The organism is Pseudomonas congelans (genome assembly GCF_900103225.1).
GTDB classification, from domain to species: domain Bacteria; phylum Pseudomonadota; class Gammaproteobacteria; order Pseudomonadales; family Pseudomonadaceae; genus Aquipseudomonas; species Aquipseudomonas congelans.
Genome location: NZ_FNJH01000006.1, coordinates 276,550 through 298,488, shown reverse-complemented (window position 1 = coordinate 298,488; position 21,939 = coordinate 276,550). Strand labels below are relative to the sequence as shown.

The 21,939-nt window shown below is 58.4% G+C and carries 20 protein-coding genes; 7 read left to right on the top strand and 13 right to left on the bottom strand.

The genetic code is table 11. From position 1 onward, the window contains the following. Positions 1-45 precede the first annotated feature (45 nt). Genes BLR20_RS20495 through BLR20_RS20480 form a run of 4 tightly spaced genes read left to right on the top strand, consistent with a single transcriptional unit; the run spans position 46 to position 3,931 of the window. Positions 46-1,056, top strand: a complete 1,011-nt coding sequence (locus BLR20_RS20495; protein WP_010436787.1) for an ABC transporter permease subunit — start codon at positions 46-48, stop codon at positions 1,054-1,056. Between the two features lie 10 nt (positions 1,057-1,066). After that, positions 1,067-1,978 carry an ABC transporter permease subunit gene (locus BLR20_RS20490; RefSeq protein WP_054992778.1) on the top strand — a complete coding sequence of 304 codons (912 nt, stop codon included), beginning with the start codon at positions 1,067-1,069 and terminating at the stop codon, positions 1,976-1,978. Between the two features lie 10 nt (positions 1,979-1,988). Next, a complete protein-coding gene (locus BLR20_RS20485) occupies positions 1,989-2,957 on the top strand; it encodes an ABC transporter ATP-binding protein (RefSeq protein ID WP_010436785.1) in 969 nt (322 codons plus the stop codon). After that, the gene (locus tag BLR20_RS20480) at positions 2,957-3,931 is read left to right on the top strand and encodes a peptide ABC transporter ATP-binding protein (RefSeq protein WP_003313770.1); all 975 of its coding nucleotides are present in this window, start codon (positions 2,957-2,959) and stop codon (positions 3,929-3,931) included. The genes BLR20_RS20485 and BLR20_RS20480 overlap by 1 nt, the downstream gene beginning before the upstream one ends. Before the next feature lie 121 nt (positions 3,932-4,052). Here the strand turns inward: BLR20_RS20480 and BLR20_RS20475 are convergent, their stop codons facing one another. The 4 genes from BLR20_RS20475 to BLR20_RS20460 all read right to left on the bottom strand — a co-directional run bounded on the left by BLR20_RS20475 (position 4,053) and on the right by BLR20_RS20460 (position 10,396). Continuing rightward, on the bottom strand, positions 4,053-6,575 hold the full coding sequence (locus BLR20_RS20475; RefSeq protein WP_054992787.1) for a PepSY domain-containing protein: 2,523 nt from the start codon (positions 6,573-6,575) through the stop codon (positions 4,053-4,055). A gap of 132 nt (positions 6,576-6,707) precedes the next feature. After that, positions 6,708-7,721, bottom strand: coding sequence for an alpha-xenorhabdolysin family binary toxin subunit B (locus tag BLR20_RS20470; protein ID WP_054992779.1), 1,014 nt, complete (start codon positions 7,719-7,721; stop codon positions 6,708-6,710). A gap of 35 nt (positions 7,722-7,756) precedes the next feature. Beyond that, on the bottom strand, positions 7,757-8,956 hold the full coding sequence (locus BLR20_RS20465; protein WP_025991104.1) for an alpha-xenorhabdolysin family binary toxin subunit A: 1,200 nt from the start codon (positions 8,954-8,956) through the stop codon (positions 7,757-7,759). Between the two features lie 276 nt (positions 8,957-9,232). Further along, the gene (locus tag BLR20_RS20460; protein ID WP_003368674.1) at positions 9,233-10,396 is read right to left on the bottom strand and encodes a type III PLP-dependent enzyme; all 1,164 of its coding nucleotides are present in this window, start codon (positions 10,394-10,396) and stop codon (positions 9,233-9,235) included. A 367-nt stretch (positions 10,397-10,763) separates the two neighbouring features. On the opposite strand from BLR20_RS20460, the gene BLR20_RS28000 reads away from it, so the two are divergent. Continuing rightward, entirely contained in the window at positions 10,764-10,973 is a 210-nt protein-coding gene (locus BLR20_RS28000; protein WP_143010012.1) for a hypothetical protein, read from the top strand. An 11-nt stretch (positions 10,974-10,984) separates the two neighbouring features. Here the strand turns inward: BLR20_RS28000 and BLR20_RS20455 are convergent, their stop codons facing one another. From BLR20_RS20455 to BLR20_RS20440, 4 genes are read right to left on the bottom strand one after another with little or no spacing between them, the layout of a single operon-like run. Further along, the gene (locus BLR20_RS20455) at positions 10,985-12,151 is read right to left on the bottom strand and encodes an osmoprotectant ABC transporter ATP-binding protein OsmV (RefSeq protein ID WP_010436770.1); all 1,167 of its coding nucleotides are present in this window, start codon (positions 12,149-12,151) and stop codon (positions 10,985-10,987) included. Next, complete coding sequence (locus BLR20_RS20450) at positions 12,148-12,801, bottom strand: ABC transporter permease (protein WP_010436767.1); 654 nt, start codon at positions 12,799-12,801, stop codon at positions 12,148-12,150. Before BLR20_RS20450 ends, BLR20_RS20455 begins: the two co-directional genes overlap by 4 nt. A gap of 13 nt (positions 12,802-12,814) precedes the next feature. Next, positions 12,815-13,708, bottom strand: a complete 894-nt coding sequence (locus tag BLR20_RS20445; RefSeq protein ID WP_010436765.1) for a glycine betaine ABC transporter substrate-binding protein — start codon at positions 13,706-13,708, stop codon at positions 12,815-12,817. Between the two features lie 14 nt (positions 13,709-13,722). Further along, positions 13,723-14,436 carry an ABC transporter permease gene (locus BLR20_RS20440; protein WP_003340453.1) on the bottom strand — a complete coding sequence of 238 codons (714 nt, stop codon included), beginning with the start codon at positions 14,434-14,436 and terminating at the stop codon, positions 13,723-13,725. Between the two features lie 345 nt (positions 14,437-14,781). Between BLR20_RS20440 and BLR20_RS20430 the strand changes: the two genes are divergently transcribed. Both BLR20_RS20430 and BLR20_RS20425 read left to right on the top strand, forming a co-directional pair. Further along, positions 14,782-16,365, top strand: a complete 1,584-nt coding sequence (locus BLR20_RS20430; protein WP_003396266.1) for a peptide chain release factor 3 — start codon at positions 14,782-14,784, stop codon at positions 16,363-16,365. A gap of 344 nt (positions 16,366-16,709) precedes the next feature. Continuing rightward, positions 16,710-16,952 (top strand): PA4570 family protein, encoded by a 243-nt coding sequence (locus tag BLR20_RS20425; protein ID WP_002555214.1) that lies wholly within the window; start codon positions 16,710-16,712, stop codon positions 16,950-16,952. 79 nt (positions 16,953-17,031) lie between these two features. Here BLR20_RS20425 and BLR20_RS20420 read toward each other — a convergent pair whose 3' ends face one another. The 5 genes from BLR20_RS20420 to BLR20_RS20400 form a co-directional block, all read right to left on the bottom strand. Beyond that, the gene (locus tag BLR20_RS20420) at positions 17,032-17,649 is read right to left on the bottom strand and encodes a BamJ family beta-barrel-assembly machinery protein (RefSeq protein ID WP_010434487.1); all 618 of its coding nucleotides are present in this window, start codon (positions 17,647-17,649) and stop codon (positions 17,032-17,034) included. Between the two features lie 153 nt (positions 17,650-17,802). Continuing rightward, positions 17,803-18,111 carry a DUF6482 family protein gene (locus tag BLR20_RS20415; protein WP_032615083.1) on the bottom strand — a complete coding sequence of 103 codons (309 nt, stop codon included), beginning with the start codon at positions 18,109-18,111 and terminating at the stop codon, positions 17,803-17,805. 108 nt (positions 18,112-18,219) lie between these two features. After that, a complete protein-coding gene (locus tag BLR20_RS20410; RefSeq protein ID WP_003313787.1) occupies positions 18,220-18,708 on the bottom strand; it encodes a TIGR00645 family protein in 489 nt (162 codons plus the stop codon). Positions 18,709-18,830: 122 nt separating this feature from the next. Continuing rightward, complete coding sequence (locus BLR20_RS20405; RefSeq protein WP_033832756.1) at positions 18,831-19,160, bottom strand: PA4575 family protein; 330 nt, start codon at positions 19,158-19,160, stop codon at positions 18,831-18,833. Between the two features lie 167 nt (positions 19,161-19,327). Next, positions 19,328-21,763, bottom strand: coding sequence for a Lon protease family protein (locus BLR20_RS20400; RefSeq protein ID WP_054992780.1), 2,436 nt, complete (start codon positions 21,761-21,763; stop codon positions 19,328-19,330). Positions 21,764-21,939: the final 176 nt, after the last annotated feature.

The following is a 21,939-nucleotide window of genomic DNA, read 5'->3' as shown; positions in this document are numbered from 1 at the left end:
GACTCGCCGGAGCACGCCTAACCGGCTGATGAGGTACACACCAAGATGTTTAGTTTTATCGCCCGCCGAGTGGGGTTGCTGATACCCACTTTCTTCGGCATCACCTTATTGACCTTTGCCCTGATTCGTCTGATTCCGGGCGACCCGGTCGAAGTCATGATGGGTGAGCGCCGTGTCGATCCGGAAATGCACGCTCAGGCCATGGAACGTCTGGGTCTGAACAAACCCCTCTACGCCCAGTACATCGATTACATCGGCAAGCTCGCCCAGGGCGACCTCGGTGAATCGTTGCGTACGCGTACCAGCGTCTGGTCCGAATTCACTTCGCTGTTCCCGGCAACCCTGGAGTTGTCGCTGGCGGCGCTGATTTTCGCGGGTATTCTCGGCCTGCTGGCCGGGGTGATCGCCGCACTCAAGCGAGGGTCCCTGTTCGACCATGGGGTCATGGGGATTTCCCTCGCCGGTTATTCCATGCCGATCTTCTGGTGGGGCCTGATCCTCATCATGTTCTTCTCGGTAACGCTGGGCTGGACACCGGTTTCCGGGCGGATCGACCTGCTGTACGACATTCCGCCAGTCACCGGCTTCATGCTGATCGACACCCTGCTCAGTGATGAACAGGGTGCGTTTCTCGATGCCCTGCACCACATGGTTCTGCCGGCAATCGTGCTGGGTACCATCCCGCTGGCGGTGATCGCCCGGATGACCCGCTCGTCGATGCTCGAAGTACTGCGTGAAGACTACGTGCGTACCGCCCGCGCCAAAGGCCTGTCGCCTGCCCGTGTGGTATTCGTTCACGGCCTGCGCAACGCGCTGATTCCGGTACTGACTGTGTTCGGTCTGCAAATCGGTACGTTGCTGGCCGGTGCGGTACTGACCGAAACGATCTTCTCCTGGCCCGGTATCGGCAAGTGGTTGATCGAAGCCATTGGCGCCCGGGACTACCCGGTCGTGCAAAACGGCATTCTGCTGATCGCCTGTCTGGTGATCCTGGTCAATTTCGTGGTGGATATCCTCTACGGCTTTGCCAACCCACGCATTCGTCACCAGCGCTGAGATCATCGATATGAGCACCCCTACTCCTGCGGTAGCAGTCGATCAAAGCCTGCTTTACCCATCCCCGTACAAAGAATTCTGGCAAGCCTTCTCGAAAAACAAAGGCGCGGTTGCCGGCCTGCTGTTCATGACCCTGATCGTGTTCTGCGCCCTGTTCGCGCCCTGGGTTGCCCCCCATGACCCGAGCGAGCAATACCGCGACTTCCTGCTGACGCCTCCGGTGTGGCTCGAAGGCGGTCAATGGCAATTCGTCCTCGGCACCGACGAACTGGGGCGCGACCTGCTGTCACGCCTGATCCAGGGCTCTCGCCTGTCGCTGCTGATCGGTCTGGCGTCGGTGGTCATGTCGCTGATCCCAGGCATTCTGCTGGGCCTGCTGGCAGGCTTCTTCCCGCGCATCCTGGGTCCTTCGGTCATGCGTCTGATGGACATCATGCTGGCCCTGCCCTCGCTGCTGCTGGCTGTGGCCATCGTGGCGATTCTCGGCCCTGGCCTGATCAACACCGTGATCGCCATCGCCATCGTGTCGCTGCCTTCCTATGTGCGTCTGACCCGCGCTGCGGTGATGGGCGAGCTGAACCGCGACTACGTGACGGCTGCCCGTCTGGCCGGCGCCACCCTGCCACGCCTGATGTTCATCACCGTGCTGCCCAACTGCATGGCACCGCTGATCGTTCAGGCCACGCTGAGCTTCTCTTCGGCGATTCTCGACGCCGCAGCGCTGGGCTTCCTGGGCCTGGGCGTACAGCCACCGACGCCTGAGTGGGGCACCATGCTCGCCTCGGCGCGCGACTACATCGAACGTGCCTGGTGGGTCGTGAGCCTGCCCGGTCTGACCATTTTGCTCAGCGTGCTGGCAATCAACCTGATGGGCGACGGTCTGCGCGATGCGCTGGACCCGAAACTCAAGAATGCCGCCTGAGGAGATTCGCATGTCACTTCTTGAAATCAAGAATCTCAACGTCCGCTTCGGCGACGCCAAGGCCGTACCTGTTGTGGACGGCCTGTCCCTGAGCGTCGAAAAGGGTGAAGTACTGGCCATCGTCGGCGAATCGGGTTCCGGTAAGTCGGTGACCATGATGGCGCTGATGGGGCTGATCGACTCCCCCGGTATCATCACCGCCGATGCGCTCAATTTCGACGGCAACGACCTGCTCAAGCTCAACTCCCGGCAGCGTCGACGCATCATCGGCAAAGACCTGGCGATGGTCTTTCAGGATCCGATGACCGCCCTGAACCCCAGCTATACAGTGGGCTTCCAGATCGAGGAAGTGTTGCGCCAGCACCTGAACATGTCGGGCAAGGCCGCACGTCAGCGCGCACTGGAACTGCTGGAAAAGGTCGAGATCCCTGGCGCCGCTGCGCGCCTGAATGCCTACCCGCACCAATTGTCCGGCGGTATGAGCCAGCGTGTGGCAATTGCCATGGCGATTGCCGGCGAACCGAAACTGCTGATCGCAGACGAACCGACCACCGCGCTGGACGTGACCATTCAGGCGCAGATCATGGAATTGCTGCTGAGCCTGCAAAAAGAGCAGGACATGGCACTGGTGCTGATCACTCACGACCTGGCTGTCGTGGCCGAAACCGCCCAGCGTGTCTGTGTGATGTACGCCGGTCAGGCCGTCGAAGTCGGCCAGGTGCCGGGGCTGTTCGATGTCCCTGCCCACCCGTACAGCGAAGCCTTGCTGGCCGCGATTCCCGAGCACAGCATGGGCGCCGAGCGCCTCGCCACGCTGCCGGGCATGGTCCCGGGCCGCTATGACCGTCCGCAGGGTTGCCTGCTGTCACCGCGCTGCCCGTACGTGCGTGACAACTGCCGAACCGAACGCCCGGCCCTTGATCCCAAGGCGCACAGTCTGGCGCGCTGCTTCTATCCCTTGAATCAGGAGGTGGCGTAATGAGCGTCGTACTTACCGCCCGCGACCTTACCCGTCACTACGAAGTTTCCCGCGGCCTGTTCAAGGGCACGGCGCTGGTGCGTGCGCTTAACGGGGTGTCCTTCGAACTGGAAGCCGGCAAGACCCTGGCTGTGGTCGGCGAGTCCGGCTGTGGCAAATCGACACTGGCGCGCGCGCTGACGCTGATCGAAGAGCCTTCATCCGGCTCGCTGAAAATCGCCGGCCAGGAAGTTGCCGGGGCCAGCAAGGCCGAGCGCAAGCAGTTGCGCAAGGACGTGCAGATGGTCTTTCAGAGCCCTTATGCCTCGCTCAACCCAAGGCAGAAGGTCGGGGATCAGCTCGGCGAGCCGCTGCTGATCAACACCAGCCTGTCAGCCGCCGAACGCCGCGAGAAAGTGCAGGCGATGATGGCTCAGGTCGGTTTGCGCCCTGAGCACTATCAACGCTACCCGCATATGTTTTCCGGTGGTCAGCGTCAGCGTATTGCGCTGGCACGGGCAATGATGCTGCAGCCCAAAGTGCTGGTAGCAGACGAGCCGACTTCAGCGCTGGACGTATCGATTCAGGCACAGGTACTGAACCTGTTCATGGATCTGCAGCAGGAATTCAACACCGCCTACGTGTTCATCTCTCACAACCTGTCGGTGGTACGTCATGTCGCCGATACGGTATTGGTGATGTACCTGGGCCGGCCTGCGGAAATGGGTCCCAAGGAAGAGATCTACAACCGTCCGCTGCACCCGTATACCCAGGCGCTGCTGTCGGCGACCCCGACCATCCACCCGGACCCGCTCAAGCCGAAGATCAAGATCGTCGGCGAGCTGCCCAACCCGCTCAACCCGCCAAGCGGCTGCGCTTTCCACAAGCGCTGCCCCTATGCGACCGAGCGTTGTGCAGCCGAAGTGCCAGAGCTGCGCCTGGTGGATAACCGCCAGGTGGCTTGCCATTACGCCGAGCAATTTGTAGCGGCGTAGCTAACAGCTAACAGCTAACAGCTAACAGCTAACAGCTAACAGCTAACAGCTAACAGACTATCGTGCCCACGCTCCAGCGTGGGCACGCAGTTCTGGACGCTCCGCGTCCGATCTTCGCAAGTCAATACACATCCCGTCGATAACGCCCTTCCTCGATCAACTCGCTGACTGCCGTCTCCCCAAGCACCTCGTTCAACACCTGATCCACGCCCGCCGCCATCCCCAGCAAGCTTCCACAGATATAAATCGCTGCACCCTCGTCGATCCATGTACGCAGCTCATCGGCCGCCTCGCGCAAGCGATCCTGCACGTAGATTTTTTCTGCCTGATCGCGGGAAAAAGCCAGGTCCAGGCGCGTCAGGTGACCAGCCTGAAGCCAGCCCTGCAATTCAGTGCCGCAATGAAAGTCATGCGCCCGGTTACGTTCGCCGAACAACAACCAGTTGCGCACCTGCCCTTGGGCGATACGCGCCTTGAGCAGGCTACGCAAACCGGCCAGCCCCGTGCCATTGCCCAGCAGGATCAATGGCAGCGGCGCGGCAGGCAGATGAAAGCTGCTGTTGCGGCGCAAACGCAGGCTGACGGCGCCGCCGACGGCACAGTGTTCGGTAAGCCATCCCGAGCCTAAACCCAGGCTGCCGTCGGCATGCACTTCCTGACGCACGATGAGTTGCAGGCAGCCGTCCTGCGCAATCGAGGCAATCGAGTATTCGCGTACGGACACCGCCACCAGCGCATCGATCAACGCTTGCGCATGCAGCCCCACCAGATGCGAACGGTTCTGCGGTAACTGACGGCTTTCCAGCGCCTGCGCGAGCGGCTCCTGCAAGCCATCCACGCTTACCCATGCGCCAGGATCCACACCCAGCCCGGCGAGAAACGGCTCGATGACCTTCAGCGTGTGGCGCGGCATGACCTCCACCAGATCCCCCGCCTGCCAATGCGCAGGTGTTGGCGAGGTCAGGTCGAGCAGATAAACCTTCGAACCACTGCTGCCAGCGTTCAATAGCGTGCGCCCAGCCAGCGTCCAGTTCTCGAAAACCGGTGCCTGCCAGTGCGCTGCCGGCACGCAACCGGTCAACTGCCCCAATTGCTGCTGCCAGTGTTGCAGGGCTACGGGATCGGCGCTGTCCACTTCAACGGCCGGGAACACGCTACGCCCGCCCTGCTCGGTCAACCAGTCATGCAAACGATGGGCGAAACCGCAAAAATGCGGGTACTGCCGGTCGCCCAGCGCCAGAACGGCGTAATCGAGCTGGCTCAGTGAAAGCGAGCGACCGAGCAGCTTGCGCTCGAAACGTCGGGCACTGTCAGGCGCCTCACCCTGGCCAAAGGTACTGACCACGAACACGGCATTGCGGCTTCGGCACAGCTCTTCTTCGGTCAGATCGCCCAACCGCTTCACGCGCACCGACAATCCTGACGCCTGCAACTGGCCAGCGGTCTGCCAGGCCAATTGCTCGGCAAACCCGCTTTGACTGGCGAAGCAGACCAGCCAGGACGCATCATCGTTGTGGTCATCCCCCTGAACCTTGCCGCGTGCACGTTCGATATCACGCTTCTTGCGACGTCGATCCAGGTACAGCAACCAGCCAGTAATAAAGAACAGCGGCATCAGCAATGAGGCGCCAGTCATGATGATTCGACCGACGAGCCCGAAGTAGCTGCCGACATGCAGCGCGTAATTGCTGGCGAGTAATTGCGCACCGAAACTGCGTTCGGCATAGCGTAAGACCGAGCTGACCTGACCATTGGCCGGATCAAGGGTGATAGTGTTCAGTGCCCGTGGGTGCGGAGACTCCTTGAGCAGGTAAAACACGGTGGCAGGCTGACCGCCCACAGCCGGCAGGCGCAGGTTGTAAGCCTGCAAGTCCGGCCCTGCGGTCTTCTGGATACTGTCCCAGACCGCCACGTAATCCACCACCAGCGGCAATCTTCCGGCAGCCTTGGCTGGCGCAGCGATGCCTTCCTCGAGGGGCGAGTCCCCGATGAGTTTATTCAGGCCGTTGCTCACCCAGTCATACGACCAGGTGAGTCCCGTGATGGCGAACAACAGATAGAACAACAGGCACCAGGTGCCGAAGATCGAATGCAGGTCCCAGTTGAAACTGCGGCCTTTCTTCGCCCAGTCAACGGTCAGCCAGACTCGCCAGTTCAGGGCTGCGCGGGGCCAGCGTAGGTACAGTCCGGAAAGACAAAAGAACACCAGAATCAGCGTACAGGCCGCAGTGACCTGCTTGCCCGCCTCGCCCATGGCCAGATAACGGTGCAGCTTCAGGACAAAGTCGAAAAATCCCTCCCCCACCGCATTACCTTTCAGCTCACCGGTGTAGGGATCGAAATTGCGTTTGGGGCCCCGACGCTCACCCGCCTTGGGCGTGAAAAACACTTGAGCGGCACGATTGCCGGTGGTTTCGACACGCAGGATAGCCACAGTCAGGCCGGTTGCGGCCTCCAGCCTGTGGACAAGTTCGATAGGCGGCAAGGTGGCAGCACGCGCCTCAACGAGCAGCACGTCCGGATTCAGAGCATCGAGAATTTCGTCCTCGAATGAATACAGGGCTCCGGTGATGCCCATCAGGGCAAGCACCAGACCTGCCGTGATTCCGAAGAACCAGTGCAGCTGAAACAGGACTCTCTTCAACACGCTCGCTACTCTCACTCATATTGCGCGGCGCAATTAATGCACTGACGGCCATATCGTGTCCATCTGTAACGTGTCTTCTGCCATAACCGAAACCCCGCCTGTCATGACAAACGGGGCGCTGCCGGCGTATCAACTGCGCCAGTTGCTGCGCAGATCCACCAGATAGTTATTCAGTGCATCAGCGTGCAGTCTGAAATGCTCGACACGCTTTTCGATCACTTCGGTGGCAGGCAGGCGACTGTTGGCCTCAACATGCTTCAAAGCCTCCAGCAATTTACCCAGCTCGCGAACGTAGTCTTTCTTGCAGACCTCAATCGAGGCGAGAGTCGAGAGCTGGTCGCGCTTGCTCACTTCGACTTTCAGCGCTGTGCGCGTCTCGTCAACCGTTGCCTGCAGGCCTGTCAACTGCGTTTGCTGCTTTTCCCTCAGGCCTATCAGTTGCTCATAGTCAACGGCAGCGTCCGCCAGATTCAGGATGTTGGACACCCCCGTAATACCCGCCTTGATAGAGCCGATCAACGGATCTTTGGGGTCGATGTCTGCCAAAACTTGCAGCGATGCGACCAGAGGCTTCAGCTTGTCGAAAAAACTGAGGCTCTCGATGTCTTTGATCAACGCGTTGACCAAAGCGACCTGTTGCACCACCTCATCCAGGCGCGCCTGTTCAGTCGCAAGCCTGGCCTCCAGCGTGCTGATTTCCTGGTCAAGGGCAGGTGTCAGATGATTTGCGGTATCGACCTGCACTGCATCCAGATTGATAAGCGCCTTGTCCAGCACGGTGGCCTGATCGGTCAGAGAGGTCAGCCGTGCATCCAGCAGTTTGCTGATCTCTTCATTGAAGTTTGCGATGGCGGCGACGCTCTTGGCATCATCAGGCTGGCTCCTGAGTTCCTTGACGGCCTCAAGAAAAGGCAGCATTTCGTCGCCGTTCAACATATGCGGAACAAGCGTCAGCGTATCCAGTGCTTGCTTGTCGACACTGCCGACTTCGCTGACCAGGCTGCGCAAGGTCTCTTTCAGGATGGGTAAATAGACATCAGGCAATGCATCCGACGTCTGCTTCAGTTTTTCACGACTGGCGATAATAACGTCCACATCAGGTTTAGGCAGTTGGAAAGGGGTATCAAGTACATGAACAGTCATAACGGTATTCTCTTTAAATATAAGTTAGTCAGCACTCAGGCAGCCGGTTCATCCAGTGCCTTATTGAAAGCGGTCAGCAGATCAAAGGCCTGAGCCTGAATCGATGTCCAGTTGGTCATCAGTGTTTGAAAGCGCGAAACGAAACTGACCAGGTACACGGCATTATTGGTATTTTTAATGCGATCGTAGGAGGAGTCGACCAACTCCTCCAAGAGCACCCACAGGCTTTCTATATTGCTGACGCCACTGGCGGCACCATCAACTCTGGCCTTCAGATCCTGAAGACTGGTTTCGAACGCCAACAGGTCGCTCAACAGCTTATTGAATTGCTTTATCTTCTGCTCGAGCTGACTCTTTTGTTCAATCAGGCTATCTTTTTCACTGAGGGCACTCGACGCTTTGGGCCCGTAAATGGAATAGGAAATTGCCCCACCGAGAGGCCCCCACCAGAAACCGATCCACTTGTAATCGGAATACTCTTCATACTCCGCCAGTTTCTGATTGATGCGCTCGTTAAGCTGATCGACTTCAGCGCTAAGCCGGGTCACTTCTTCGTCACCGTCTTTCGAACTGGCCAGCCTTATTTTCAGCGCCACGTCAGGGGCTATATTATCTTTGAGACGACGCTTGAACTCAGTGACTCCGACTCGGGTGCGTGTGGTACTGGCACTGTGATCCTTGATGTATACCTTGAGGTCATCGACCAGCGCCAATAACCCGGGCAGCTTCTTGCTGTCTTGATCCATTATCTCGACCGCCGGCATTTGCTCGATCTGTGCAGGGGTCAAGTCCCCCACTTTCAGAGTCTGGTAAGACTCGAGGCCTTTGATGAACTCTATAATGTGAGTGGCGATGGTAATCAGATTGCCCGAGAAGACATGCAAGTCGCTGCCGACTTTCTGCATCGTGGTTTCAAGCGCCGACCAGCTTCTGGCATGCTCCTGGATATCGACGTACAGTTTGCAGATTGCTTCTGGCTCGAGACCGGGAATACCGTTGTCCACCCCGCCCACCAAATGGGTGACTTCTTCCAGTTTGGTAGGCAGTGCCAGGCCCGTATTGACATAGCGCCTGATACGGCGAACATCTTCGTTGGTAATCAGCAGGCCGGGGGCTCGCGCAATATCCGCCGCCTGACTGGTGAGGGCATCCATTAAATCCTTACTGACACGACTGACATCTTCGACGGTATGTTCCTTACCATCTGTTAATTGCGGTTCAACAGCAGTAGCCATGATTAATGTCCTTATTAATTTAGGTCCTGTTTTTGCGGCAGTCATAAACTGACGCTTCAAGGCCACTAAAAATTAACAGAGGGCTTCAACTTTAAAAAGTTAACGGCGCGGACCTTGCCTGTAGGAATAAGCAACAAAGAAGGCTGAAACGTATTAGGCTTCGGCAAAAAAAACGCTGCACTTACGGCACTTTCCAGCGCCTGAAGGCTTACATAATTATTTTTTACGGACGAAAAAAAAGCCCACGTTCGTGGGCTTTTTTCTGACGCTGGGAATTTACAGGTAGAACGATTTCAGCGGCGGGAAGCCATTGAATTCTACTGCGCTGTAGCTGGTGGTATAGGCACCGGTGGACAACCAGTACATGCGGTCACCGATGGCCAGGTTGAGGGGCAGACCGTACTTGTAGTTTTCGTACATGATGTCGGCGCTGTCGCAGGTAGGGCCGGCGATAACCACTTCTTCCATTTCACCCTTCTTCTCGGTCCAGATCGGAAACTTGATGGCTTCGTCCATGGTTTCGATCAGACCGGAGAACTTGCCCACGTCGGTGTATACCCAACGCTCGACCGCAGTACGCGACTTGCGGGCGACCAGTACCACTTCGCTGACCAGAATGCCGGCGTTGGAGATCAGCGAACGGCCCGGCTCCAGAATGATTTCCGGCAGGTCGTCACCGAAGTCTTCCTTCAGGAAGCGGATGATCTCTTCAGCGTAGGTTTCCAGGCTGTTGGTGCGGGTGATGTAGTTGGCCGGGAAGCCGCCACCCATGTTGATCAGCTTGAGAACGATGCCGTCTTCTTCTTTCAGACGCTCGAAGATCACTTTGACCTTGGCGATGGCAGCATCCCAGACGCTGATGTCGCGCTGTTGCGAGCCAACGTGGAACGAGATGCCGTAAGGCACCAGACCCAGATCGCGGGCAAGAATCAACAGGTCCATGGCCATGTCGGTCTGGCAGCCGAATTTACGCGACAGAGGCCAGTCAGCCGTGGTCGAGCCTTCGGTCAGGATACGCACATAGACTTTCGCGCCCGGTGCAGCCTTGGCAATGTTGCGCAGGTCGGCTTCGGAGTCGGTAGCGAACAGACGCACGCCCTTCTCGTAGAAGTAACGAATGTCCTTGGATTTCTTGATGGTGTTGCCGTAGCTCATGCGCTCCGGACCGACACCACAGCTCAAGACCTTGTCCAGCTCGTAGATCGACGCGATGTCGAAGCTCGAACCCTTTTCCTTGAGCAGATTGATGACTTCAACAGCCGGGTTGGCTTTGACTGCGTAATAGACCTTGGCGAATTCGAAGCCCGCACGCAGGTCGTCATATGCCTTGCTGATGATGTCAGTATCAATGACCACGAACGGGGTTTCTTGCTTGTCAGCGAACGCCTTCATTTTCTTGAAGGTTTCGGCTGAGTAGTAGTCTTCGACATTGATCGGCATGCTGCTGGAACTCCTATTGGCAAACGGTATTGGTCAATGGGTACAAATGAACGCCCTCCGTATCCCCACTTTGGTTCGCCTACTTCCCAAGGCATGTCGCCGAAAGCAAAAAGGCCCTGAAGGGCTGCCTTCCTGGCCTTGCTGTCTCGTCGTCAGTACTTGAGCCGGATGGATCGTTTCCAGCATGGACGTTCGGCGCGAACTTTAGGACCTGAGGGGCCGGATATCAACAAAAAATGTCGCGTTTTTGCACAGGGCTCTTGAGTTGCCTTCCCAAGGACCTGTTTAACCGACCTGCATGACAGGCAGATGTTCCCCGCAGGGTAATAAGCGACTGAAAGGGCCCGGGCAATCCGGCAGTTTTAAAATGGGAAGATCAGCCCTGGACTTCGGCAGAAGAACGGCTGAAGACGGTGATCAAATAGCGGTGGCTACTGACTATCTGGAGCGCGGCCTGCACGGACTATCAAGGGAGGCCTCGCGGATGTCCGGGCATTCGTGCCGGATGCGCGATCTGTTCGTGGTGAAACGTCATATAAAACACGATCAGCCCGATGCCTTTGCGGCACCGGGCTGATCTTTCCAGGCTTATGCCTGTGCTTCGGCTGCAACGTCCGCAGGCGAAACAATACTGGTCTTCATGCCACGCGAACGGCCCGAGCTCAGATAAGCCGCAATCGACTCTTGCGTCACTTCACCCAGGAACACGTTCTCGGCATCCAGCACTGGCAGCCAGGCGCGGTTGAACTCGTACATGCGCGACAGCAGGATGCGCAAGTGCTCGTCGTAGGCCGCGGTGGCATTGAACTCACGTATGAACTGCGCGCACGTGCCCTGCTGACGGTGCAGGTCACGACGACGCACATAGCCCATTGCCTTGTTCTCGCCGTCGGTGACAACGATGTAGCGGCGGTCGTTTTCGTCCATCACTTCCAGCGCATCGGCCACCGGGGTTTCCGGGCTGACTGACGGCGCGTTGTCGGCCGCATCTTCGGCCTTGACCAGCAGCAGACGCTTGAGGGTGCTGTCCTGGCCCACGAAGCTGCTGACGAAATCGTCAGCCGGATGCGCGAGCAAGGTGTCCGGGTGATCGATCTGCAGCAATTTACCGCCACGGAAGATAGCGATCTTGTCGCCCAGCTTGATGGCTTCGTCGATGTCGTGGCTGACCATGATCACGGTCTTGTTCAGCGCGCGCTGCATCTCGAAGAACTCGTTCTGGATCATCTCGCGGTTGATCGGGTCGACCGCGCCGAACGGTTCGTCCATCAACAGCAAGGGAGCGTCGGCTGCCAGGGCGCGGATCACGCCGATGCGCTGCTGCTGACCACCGGACAGTTCACGCGGGTAGCGATGCAGGTACTGCTTGGGCTCGAGCTTGATCATGCTCATCAGTTCGCGAGCACGATCATGGCAACGCTGCTTGTCCCAGCCGAGCAGCTTGGGCACGACCACGATGTTTTCTTCGATGGTCATGTTCGGGAACAGACCGATCTGCTGAATCACGTAGCCGATGTTGCGACGCAGGGTCACTTCGTCCAGATCCGTGGTGTCTTCGCCATTGATCAGCACCTTGCCGGAGGTCGGCATGATCAGGCGGTTGATCATTTTCAGCGTGGTGCTCTTGCCGCAGCCCGACGGGCCGAGGAAGACGCAGATTTCGCCTTCGTTGACCGTGAGGCTGACCGAATCGACAGCCTTCACTTCTTTGCCGTTGCTCTGGAAAGTCTTGGAGAGGTTCTGGAGTTCGATCATTTCAGTAATCCTTTTGGAGTCAGCGTGCGTTGCAGCCATTGCAGGAGAAGGTCGGCGATGATGGCCAGAATACTGACCAGTACCGCGCCGACGATCAGCATCGACATATCGCTGCGGCTGATGGAAGCAAGAATGAGTACACCCAGACCACCGGCACCGATGGTCGCGGCGATGGTCATGACACCGATATTCATCACCACGGCGGTGCGCACACCGGCGAGGATCACAGGCACTGCGATGGGCAGTTCGACCATGCGCAGGCGCTGGCCGAAAGTCATGCCGATGCCTTTGGCGGCTTCGCGGATACCCGGCTCTACGCCTGTCAGGGCCAGGTAGGTGTTACGCATGATCGGCAGCAGCGAGTAAAGAAATACCGCCGTAATCGCCGGCATCGGGCCAAGGCCCTGGCCGAACTTGGAGTAGAACGGCAACAGCAGACCGAACAGGGCAATCGACGGTACGGTCAGCAGCACGGTGGCGCTGGCTTGCAGCGGACCAGCCAATGCCGGGAAACGCGTCATCAATACGCCCAGCGGCACACCGACCACGATAGCCAGGGTCACGGCGATGCCAACCAGCGTGATGTGCTGCCAGGTCAGGTGCAGGACCTGTGCCCAGTCCAGATGGGAGAAGGCGCTCAAGAAACTCATATCGTCTCCTTCCTTAATTCAATGGGTGCTGGCGCAGAAAATCTGCAGCAACCGTGGATGGGCTTTCATGGCCGACGTCGACGCGAGCGTTGAGGTCGATCATGGTCTGGTTGTCCAGCAGGTCAGCCAGCGGCTTGAGCAGCGTTTCGATGTCCGGATGCTTATCCAGATATTCCTGACGGATCACCGGCGCCGCGGTGTAGTCCGGGAAGTAATGCTTGTCGTCTTCCAGCACTTTCAGTTTGAAAGCATTGAGACGACCGTCGGTGGTGTAAACAAGCCCTGCGAAAACCTGACCGTTCTGCAGCGCGGTGTACACCAACCCCGAATCCATCTGGCGAGTGTTTTCACGCCCCAGATTCATGTCGTAATGCTTGACCATGCCGATCAGACCGTCGGAACGGTTGGCAAACTCGGTGTCCAGCGCGACCAGATGCCCCTCGTTGGCTTCGTCTTTGAAGACTTTGGCCAGATCGGTCATGGTGTTGACCTGCGGGTACTTGTCAGCCACTTTCTGCGGCAGCGCCAACGCATAGGTATTGTTGAATTTCGACGGCGAAAGCCAGACCAGGCCTTTCTTTGCATCGACTTCCTTGACCCGCGCATAGGTCTGGGCGCTGTCGAGTTTTTCGTCGATGTGGTTATAGGCCACCAGGGACACGCCGGTGTATTCCCACAGCAGATCCAACTGACCGGTTTCCTGTGCGCTGCGCGCCAGGTTGCTGCCCAGACCGCCAGTGATTTGCACGTCGTAGTTCTTGGTCCGCAGGTATTGCGCAGTCAGTTCGGCAAGGATGGTCTGTTCAGTGAACACCCGTGCGCCGACACGTAACAGCGGCTTTTCCGCAGCCTGGGCCAATGCCGGAAACAACAAGGCAAAGCCTAAAAACAAGCATATTTTCTTCATGAGAATTCCTTCGCTCAGCGAGCCAGTCCGCGTTCCAGCCAAAGACGACTGGCCAGTATCACCAGACCATCGAGCAGCAGCGCCAGCAGAGCGGTACACGCCGCACCCAGCACCAGTTGCGGCTGGTTGTTCAACGCAATGCCCGGAAAAATCAGGCTGCCAAGGCTGTTGGCACCAATGAGAAACGCCAGCGGCGCGGTCCCGACATTGATCGCCAGCGCGACCCGCACGCCACCGATAATGATCGGTACAGCGTTGGGCAACTCGACACGCCACAGTACTTGGCGCGGAGTCATGCCAATACCGACGGCAGCTTCCTTGAGTGAACCCTGAACGTTTTTCAGGCCTTCGTAGGTGTTACGCACGATCGGCAACAGCGAGGCGAGAAACAGCGCGAAGATCGCCGGGCCGCTGCCGATCCCGAGAATCCCGAGGGCAATGGCCAGAACGGCGAGAGGAGGAACGGTGTTGCCAATATTGAATATCTGCATGAAGCGTTCGGCGCGTCCAACCATACTCGGTCGGCTGAGGGCAATGCCCGCAGGGATGCCGACCACCAGGGCCGCCAACATTGAAACCACAACCAGAATCAGATGGGCCTGAAGATAAAACAGCAGGTCATCCTGGTATTGCTTGATAGTACTAACGCCGATCCAGTGGATCAGCAGGGCCAGGAGTGCGATCGCAACCGCACCTCCCAATAGCCCCTTGCCATAGCGATTTGCCACAGGCGGACTCCTTATTTCAGTCGGCGAACGCGTTGACCTAGACGTCCAGGGGGGACGCCGGCAATAACGTTCGCGAAGAGCAGCGGGTGGGTCGCCGGTAAGGGTTTAACCTCGGCGAAAACACAAGCCATAAGCGCAGCTTCGTCAAACCAACATGCTGATGAATCAGCCCCTTGCGTTGGCTTCGTTGCGAGCCTTGACGGGGGAGTGGACGTCTCCACGACCTGAAAGGTTCCCACACGAGACATTATCTGGCCATCGTTTATTGTCTGAACGGTTCGGTTATTGCCGAGAGTTGAGCTATAATCTGCGCCCTTTTTTCAATCCCATCCCAGGCGATTTCCCATGACCCAACAGGCCGCCGAAGTCGCGAAACGCCGCACTTTCGCCATTATTTCCCACCCGGATGCGGGTAAAACCACCATCACGGAAAAACTCCTGCTGATGGGCAAGGCCATTTCCGTCGCCGGTACGGTCAAGTCGCGTAAATCCGACCGCCATGCCACCTCCGACTGGATGGAAATGGAGAAACAGCGTGGTATCTCCATTACCACGTCCGTGATGCAGTTTCCGTATCGCGACCACATGATCAACCTGCTCGACACCCCGGGCCACGAAGACTTCTCCGAAGACACCTACCGCACCCTGACGGCGGTCGACTCGGCCTTGATGGTCCTCGACGGCGGTAAAGGCGTCGAGCCACGCACCATCGCGCTGATGGATGTCTGCCGTCTGCGCGACACGCCTATCGTCAGCTTCATCAACAAGCTCGACCGCGATATCCGCGACCCGATCGAGCTGCTCGATGAAATCGAAGCGGTGCTCAAGATCAAGGCGGCACCGATCACCTGGCCGATCGGTTGCTACCGGGACTTCAAGGGCGTCTATCACCTGGCCGACGACTACATCATTGTCTACACCGCAGGCCACGGCCACGAGCGCACCGAAACCAAAATCATCGAAAAGCTCGATTCGGATGAAGCCCGCGCCCACCTGGGTGATGAATACGAGCGCTTCGTCGAGCAGCTGGAGCTGGTGCAGGGTGCCTGCCACGAATTCAACCAGCAGGAGTTCATCGACGGTCAGCTGACTCCGGTGTTCTTCGGCACCGCGCTGGGCAACTTCGGCGTCGATCATGTACTCGATGCCGTAGTGAACTGGGCACCCAAGCCGCTGGCACGCGTGGCCAACGAGCGCACGGTCGAGCCGGCGGAAGAGAAATTCAGCGGTTTCGTGTTCAAGATCCAGGCGAACATGGACCCCAAGCACCGCGACCGTATCGCCTTCATGCGTATCTGCTCGGGCCGTTACGACAAAGGCATGAAAATGCGCCATGTGCGTCTGGGCAAGGACGTACGGATCGGCGACGCGCTGACGTTCTTCTCGTCGGAGCGCGAGCAACTGGAAGAAGCCTACGCAGGCGACATCATCGGCTTGCACAACCACGGCACCATCCAGATCGGCGATACCTTCACCGAAGGCGAAGCGCTGGGCTTCACCGGTATTCCGCACTTTGCCCCTGAGCTGTTCCGTCGCGTACGCCTGAAGGACCCGCTCAAATCCAAGCAACTGCGTCAGGGCCTGCAACAGCTGGCCGAAGAAGGCGCCACGCAGGTGTTCTTCCCGCAGCGCAGCAACGACATCATCCTCGGCGCCGTCGGTGTGCTGCAGTTCGATGTGGTCGCCAGCCGCCTCAAGGAAGAATACAAGGTCGAATGCGCCTACGAGCCGATCACTGTGTGGTCAGCCCGCTGGATCGACTGCGACGACAAGAAGAAGCTCGAAGAGTTTGAGAACAAGGCGGTGGAAAACCTGGCCGTGGACGGCGGCGGTCACCTGACCTACCTCGCCCCTACCCGCGTGAACCTGGCGCTGATGGAAGAACGCTGGCCCGACGTGAAATTCCGCGCCACCCGCGAGCATCACTGACAGGCCGATGGCGTAGCTGAATGACGCAGAGCGTCACGAAAGGCATTCCCACGCTGGAGCGTAAGGAACGATAGTTACAGAGATATCGTGCCGATGCTCCGCGTCGGCATGCCGTTCTGGACGCTCTGCGTCCTGCCCCAAACTTGCGGAGTATCACGAGCGGCTTCCCACGCTGGAGTGTGAGGAACGGCAGGCGTGTCCAAAAGTACGCTCTACGTCCACTCCCGGCTGGCATTCACTGATCTGGATCAACCACTCAGCGCAAAATGAGAATTAATCTCAATAGAGCCTTGCTATTATCCCGATAAGAATTATTCTCATCTGACTTGCACAGGAGATGAGACATGACCTATTTGATCGATGCATGGCTGGACAGACCCCACCCTTACCTGAGAATTCTCCATCGCGAGACGGGGGAAGTGTGTGCCGTACTGGAAGAGGAAGCGCTGGAGGAGTTACGCGATCAGGGCGATCTGGATGTGTGCAGCTTGAGCTCCAGCGAGCCATTGGTGCTCAAGGAACTGGTGAGAAACCTGTTTCTGTTCTGCTACGCGCGGGCGTTGCGCCCTATGGGTGAGTTGCACTGAGCATGAAGCATCAGCACAACTGCGTCGCTGAACGAACCGGCGAGATTCGCTCAGCGACCGTCTGTATCGACCGGGTCGCTTACAGAACGTCCAGCAGTTCGACATCAAACACCAGCACGCTGTGCGGTGCGATGCTGCCTACGCCCTGAGCGCCGTAAGCCAGCTCGCTCGGCACGTGCAGACGCCATTTGCTGCCGGCGTTCATCAGTTGCAGCGCCTCGGTCCAGCCGGCAATCACGCCGCTGACCGGAAATTCGGCAGGCTCGCCACGGTCGTAGGAGCTGTCGAAGACGTTACCGTCGATCAACGTACCGTGGTAGTGAACGCGTACCTGATCTTCACGGCCTGGCTTAGGGCCAGTGCCAGCGGTCACGACTTCGAATTGCAGACCCGAAGCCAGTGTGGTCACGCCTTCGCGCTTGGCGTTTTCAGCCAGGTAGGCCTTGCCAGCGCCCGCAGCCTGCTCAGCCTTGGCGGCTGCTTCAGCCTGCATGATTTCGCGGATGACCTTGAAGCTGGCGGACATTTCTTCCTGACCGACACGGCTTGGCTGACCGCCAAACGCATCGCGCAGGCCTGCCACGATGGCTTCCAGATCGACACCCGGTGGCGGGTTGTCGCGCAACTGATCGCCCAACTGACGACCAATGCCGTAGCTGACGCGGGTTTCGTCGGTGGACAGATTGACTTCGGACATGACACTGCTCCGTAGAGGGGCACGCAGTCGGTAATCGCGCAAAACCTGAACGGCAATCACGCTATACGCTGATGCGCCCCGAACCAAAAGGCCGAGCAGCCTAGCACAATTGCCGCTACAGCCCCTACCGCAGCAGCAATCCGCGACTGGCGATCAGGACCATGAAGACTGAAACGAGATCGGCAGGCGCATCTCGGAGCGGTCATTGACCGGCATGCCGCACAACTCGTCATGGACCACGCAATGGACCAGGTAAAAAGGCACCACAGGTATGTCCTTGAGCAACTCCCGGGCATGCTCTACAGAGCGAAGGTGCAGGGTCTTGCCCGCATGATCCTTGAGCATCACCGAAGTGCCATTCATGCGCACATCCAGCAGATAGATGCCGCCTTCGATGGAGATCAGGTTCAACTCGTCGACCCGACCGGCCTGGGCGTGGTCGGTAAATTCCTGATAATTCATGATCGAACCTCCTGCGAAAACGCCTGATGCATCGGAACAGACGTTTTACAACACACCGCGCCGACATGCCAGAAACGATAACACCCGCCCCTCCCGTCCAGCGTCGTCTCAGTGCTTGGTGACCTTGTCCAGATAGCCCATCGCAAACGCCGAGATCACGAACGTCATGTGGATAATGACGTACCACATCAGGTATTCGGGTTTGATGTTGGTGGCGTCCATGAACACCCGCAACAAGTGGATGGAGGAAATCGCGACAATGGACGCTGCGACTTTCATCTTCAGCGAAGACGAATCCATAGTGCCCAGCCAGTTCAGCTTTTCCTTGTCCTCATCGATGTCCAGCTGCGACACGAAATTCTCGTAGCCGGAGATCATCACCATCACCAGCAAGCCACCGACCAGCGCCATGTCGATCAGCGACAGCAGCACTAGAATCAGGTCAGCTTCAGCCAGCGAGAAGATGTTGGGAATGACGTGAAAGATTTCCTGGAAAAACTTCAGACACAACGCCAGCAGGCCGAGGGATAGACCAAAATAGATCGGCGCCAGCAGCCAGCGCGATGCGTACATGGCATTTTCAAAAAAACGTTCCATTGGTACTCGCAAGGTGTTTTAAAGGAGCGGGCGAGTATATCAGCGGTAATGCGCCGCTCTGACCGTGCGACAAAATATCGCACAGCGGCAGCAAGCCCACGGCTGAGGAAACGGATTGAAGACTAGAACAGCGATGAGCGCTGACAGACGGTCCTGTCGCTATCGATACGGCGCAGTTCGGCCTGGATGTGCAAAGCCCAGATAGCGATGTCATCGGCACATTGGTAGCCATGCAACGACAGGCTTTCGATAATGCTGGTCAGTACCGATTGCGCTGCGGGCAGGCCCTTGAAAGGCCCCTGGGACTTGATTGCGGAAGGCTGTTCTTCGGCCATTCCGGCCGCGAAGAGCACCATCCACTGTCCGCTGTCATGAGGGAGAGGCCGGATGACACACTCGATACGGGTCATCAGCCCCATGCATTCTCGGGTAAGGCAAAGGCTACGCTGCATGATGCGCTCCTGATCAGCAACAGTATTCATCCTTCTCATGAAGCAGGATGCACGCCAATCACTTTGGCCACTGCGATCACATCAGACTAGAAGAAAACCATCCTGCAAGAAACTATCCCTGATGAACGGAGCATCGGGCGGCCCCGCACCGCCCGGCTCCTGCGCGGTCAGACCTTGAGTTCAGGCTGCAACTGCGCTGGCTCCTTTTCCAGCTCTTCCTTGAGGTCTTCGTCGCTGAGCATCTCTGCAATATCGCGCAGACGCTCCACCACGCGCGCATTGACGCTGCCTTCAGGGAACTCGCCATGCTCGCCAGGCGCACCGGCGGGTTCGCCAACCAGCAGACTCAACGCCTCATCGGCCTGACGCACCGCGTAGATGTGGAATTGCCCGGCACGGACAGCCTGCACCACACGCTCATCCAGCATCAGCGTGGTGACATTGGCGTGCGGAATGATCGCGCCCTGCTCGCCGGTCAGCCCACGTGCTTCGCAGAGGCGGAAGAAGCCCTCGATCTTTTCATTGACCCCGCCCACCGCCTGAACTTCACCAAACTGGTTGATGGAGCCGGTAATCGCGAAGCATTGCTTGAGTGGCGTGCGTGACAGCGCCGAGATCAGCGTGCAGACCTCGCCCAGCGACGCACTGTCGCCGTCTACGTACCCATAGGACTGCTCGAGCGCGATGCTCGCGGAAATCGCCAGCGGGAATTCCTGGGCATAACGGCTGCCGAGGTAGCCGGTAAGGATCATCACGCCCTTGGAGTGGATAGGCTGGCCAAGGTTGACCTCGCGCTCGATGTCGACGATCCCGCTGCCGCCCGGGTAAACCGTCGCGGAAATGCGCGCGGGTACGCCGAAGGCCGAGTCGCCGACCTCCAGAACCGTCAGACCGTTGCACTTGCCGACTGCCGCGCCGTCAGTGTCGATCAGGATCACGCCAGCCATCATGTCATCGAGAATCCGCGCCGAGACCCGCCCGGTACGGGTGGCCTTGGCCTTGAGCGCACGCTCGATATGCCCGGCGTCGGTCTTGTCGTCATTGGCCAACTGACGGATGAAATCGGCCTCGCTGACCAGTTGGAACAGATCACCGATACGCGCCGACAAACGCCCCTGATGCTCGGCCAAGCGGGCGCTGTAAGTCGCCAGTCTTGCCACCGCGTCGGCGGTCAAAGGCGCCATGCCCTCTTCCGAGGTCCGGGTCTTGAGCAACTGAGCGAATTGCTCAAGCGTCTCGTCGACCATCGGAATCTCTTCGTCGAAGTCGACCAGCACTCGGAACATCTCCTGGAAGTCAGGATCGAGGTCCTGCAGGGTGTAGTACAGCGAGCGCGAACCGATGATGATGATTTTGACGTTCCACGGGATCACCTGCGGCGTCAGGCTCACGGTGGCAACGCGGCCGAGCTCGCCCAGCGGCGACTCCATCTTCAGCTTGCGCGATTGCAGGGTACGCTTGAGCGCATCCCAGACGAACGGCTCGCCAAGCATTTTTTCGGCCTCCAGAATCAGGAAACCGCCGTTGGCGCGATGCAGCGCGCCGGGGCGCAGTTGCCGGTAGGTGGTGTACAGCGCGCCCTGATCGGTGCTGTATTCGATGCGCCCGAACAGGTTGTCATAGGTGGGGTGCTGCTCGAAAACCACCGGCGCACCGCCATCACGGGTATTCCCGACCACCAGACTCGGGCTGTACTGCTCTTCCAGCAGCTTGCGCGCCTGGGCGTCGGTCTTGGCATCATCGACCAATTGCTCGACCAGAGTCTTGAGCAGGTACACCTGCATGGCCTGCAGATAGGCGCAGACCGCAGCATTCTCGGCGTATTTTTCCGAAAGCGGTGCCAGCAAGGGTTGCAGGGTCAGGGTGATGGTTTCTTCATTCAACTGACGCAGCTGATTGTTGGACTCGCGCTTCCACTGCGGCAGGCTGGCCAGCTCTTCGTTGAGACGCTCCTCGAGCGCGGAGATATCTTCATGGAAGCGCTCGCGATCCGCTTCGGGCAGTTGCGAAAACTCGGCCTCGTCCAGCGCCTTGCCATCGGCCATCGGCGTGAACGCGATGTTGGAGCTGTCGCGATACAGCGCGATGTCTTTTTCCAGCGACAGGCGCTCGATGACATCAAGTGCGCGGTCGTAGCGCTGATTGAACGCGCGGTCGATCGAGCTTTTCTTCTGCTGATACGAGGGATGCTCGAAAACCGCCGGGAAGGTCACCAGCAGGTTGTCGATCAGGCCGCCGATGTCGGCGGTGAACTCATGAGCGGTACCAGGCGGCAGCTCCAGGGCCTTTGGCTCGCGGGGCTCGTCGAAGTTGTTGACGTAGACCCAGTCCGACGGCGTCTGCATCCGCTTGCCTTCGGCCTTGAGGTAGCGTTTGACGAACGAAAAGCGCCCGGTGCCGGGCTCACCCATGACAAACACGTTGTAACCGGGGCGCGGCATGGCAACGCCGAACTGCAGGGCCTCTACGGCTCTCTCCTGGCCAAGGACACCGCGAAAGGGTTCGAGCTCGTGGGTGGTCGCAAAGCTGAACTGCTCAGCGGAAAACGGACGGGTCAGCGCGTTGGGCGCCAGGCGTAGGTTGGCTGCGACAGAATCGGGCATCAGTAATCCTTACATCAGGCGGGGCAGATGTCGGCATTCTGGCGCTCGCTGTACACGACTTGCAAGGCAGGAAAGAGCCGAAAGGCATTTGCGTGGGTACTGCCATGAGCCGCGTCCTGAAAAAAGCCTTTTTCAAGCAATAATCTGTAATCGATGACGGAACCCTTGGAACGTGC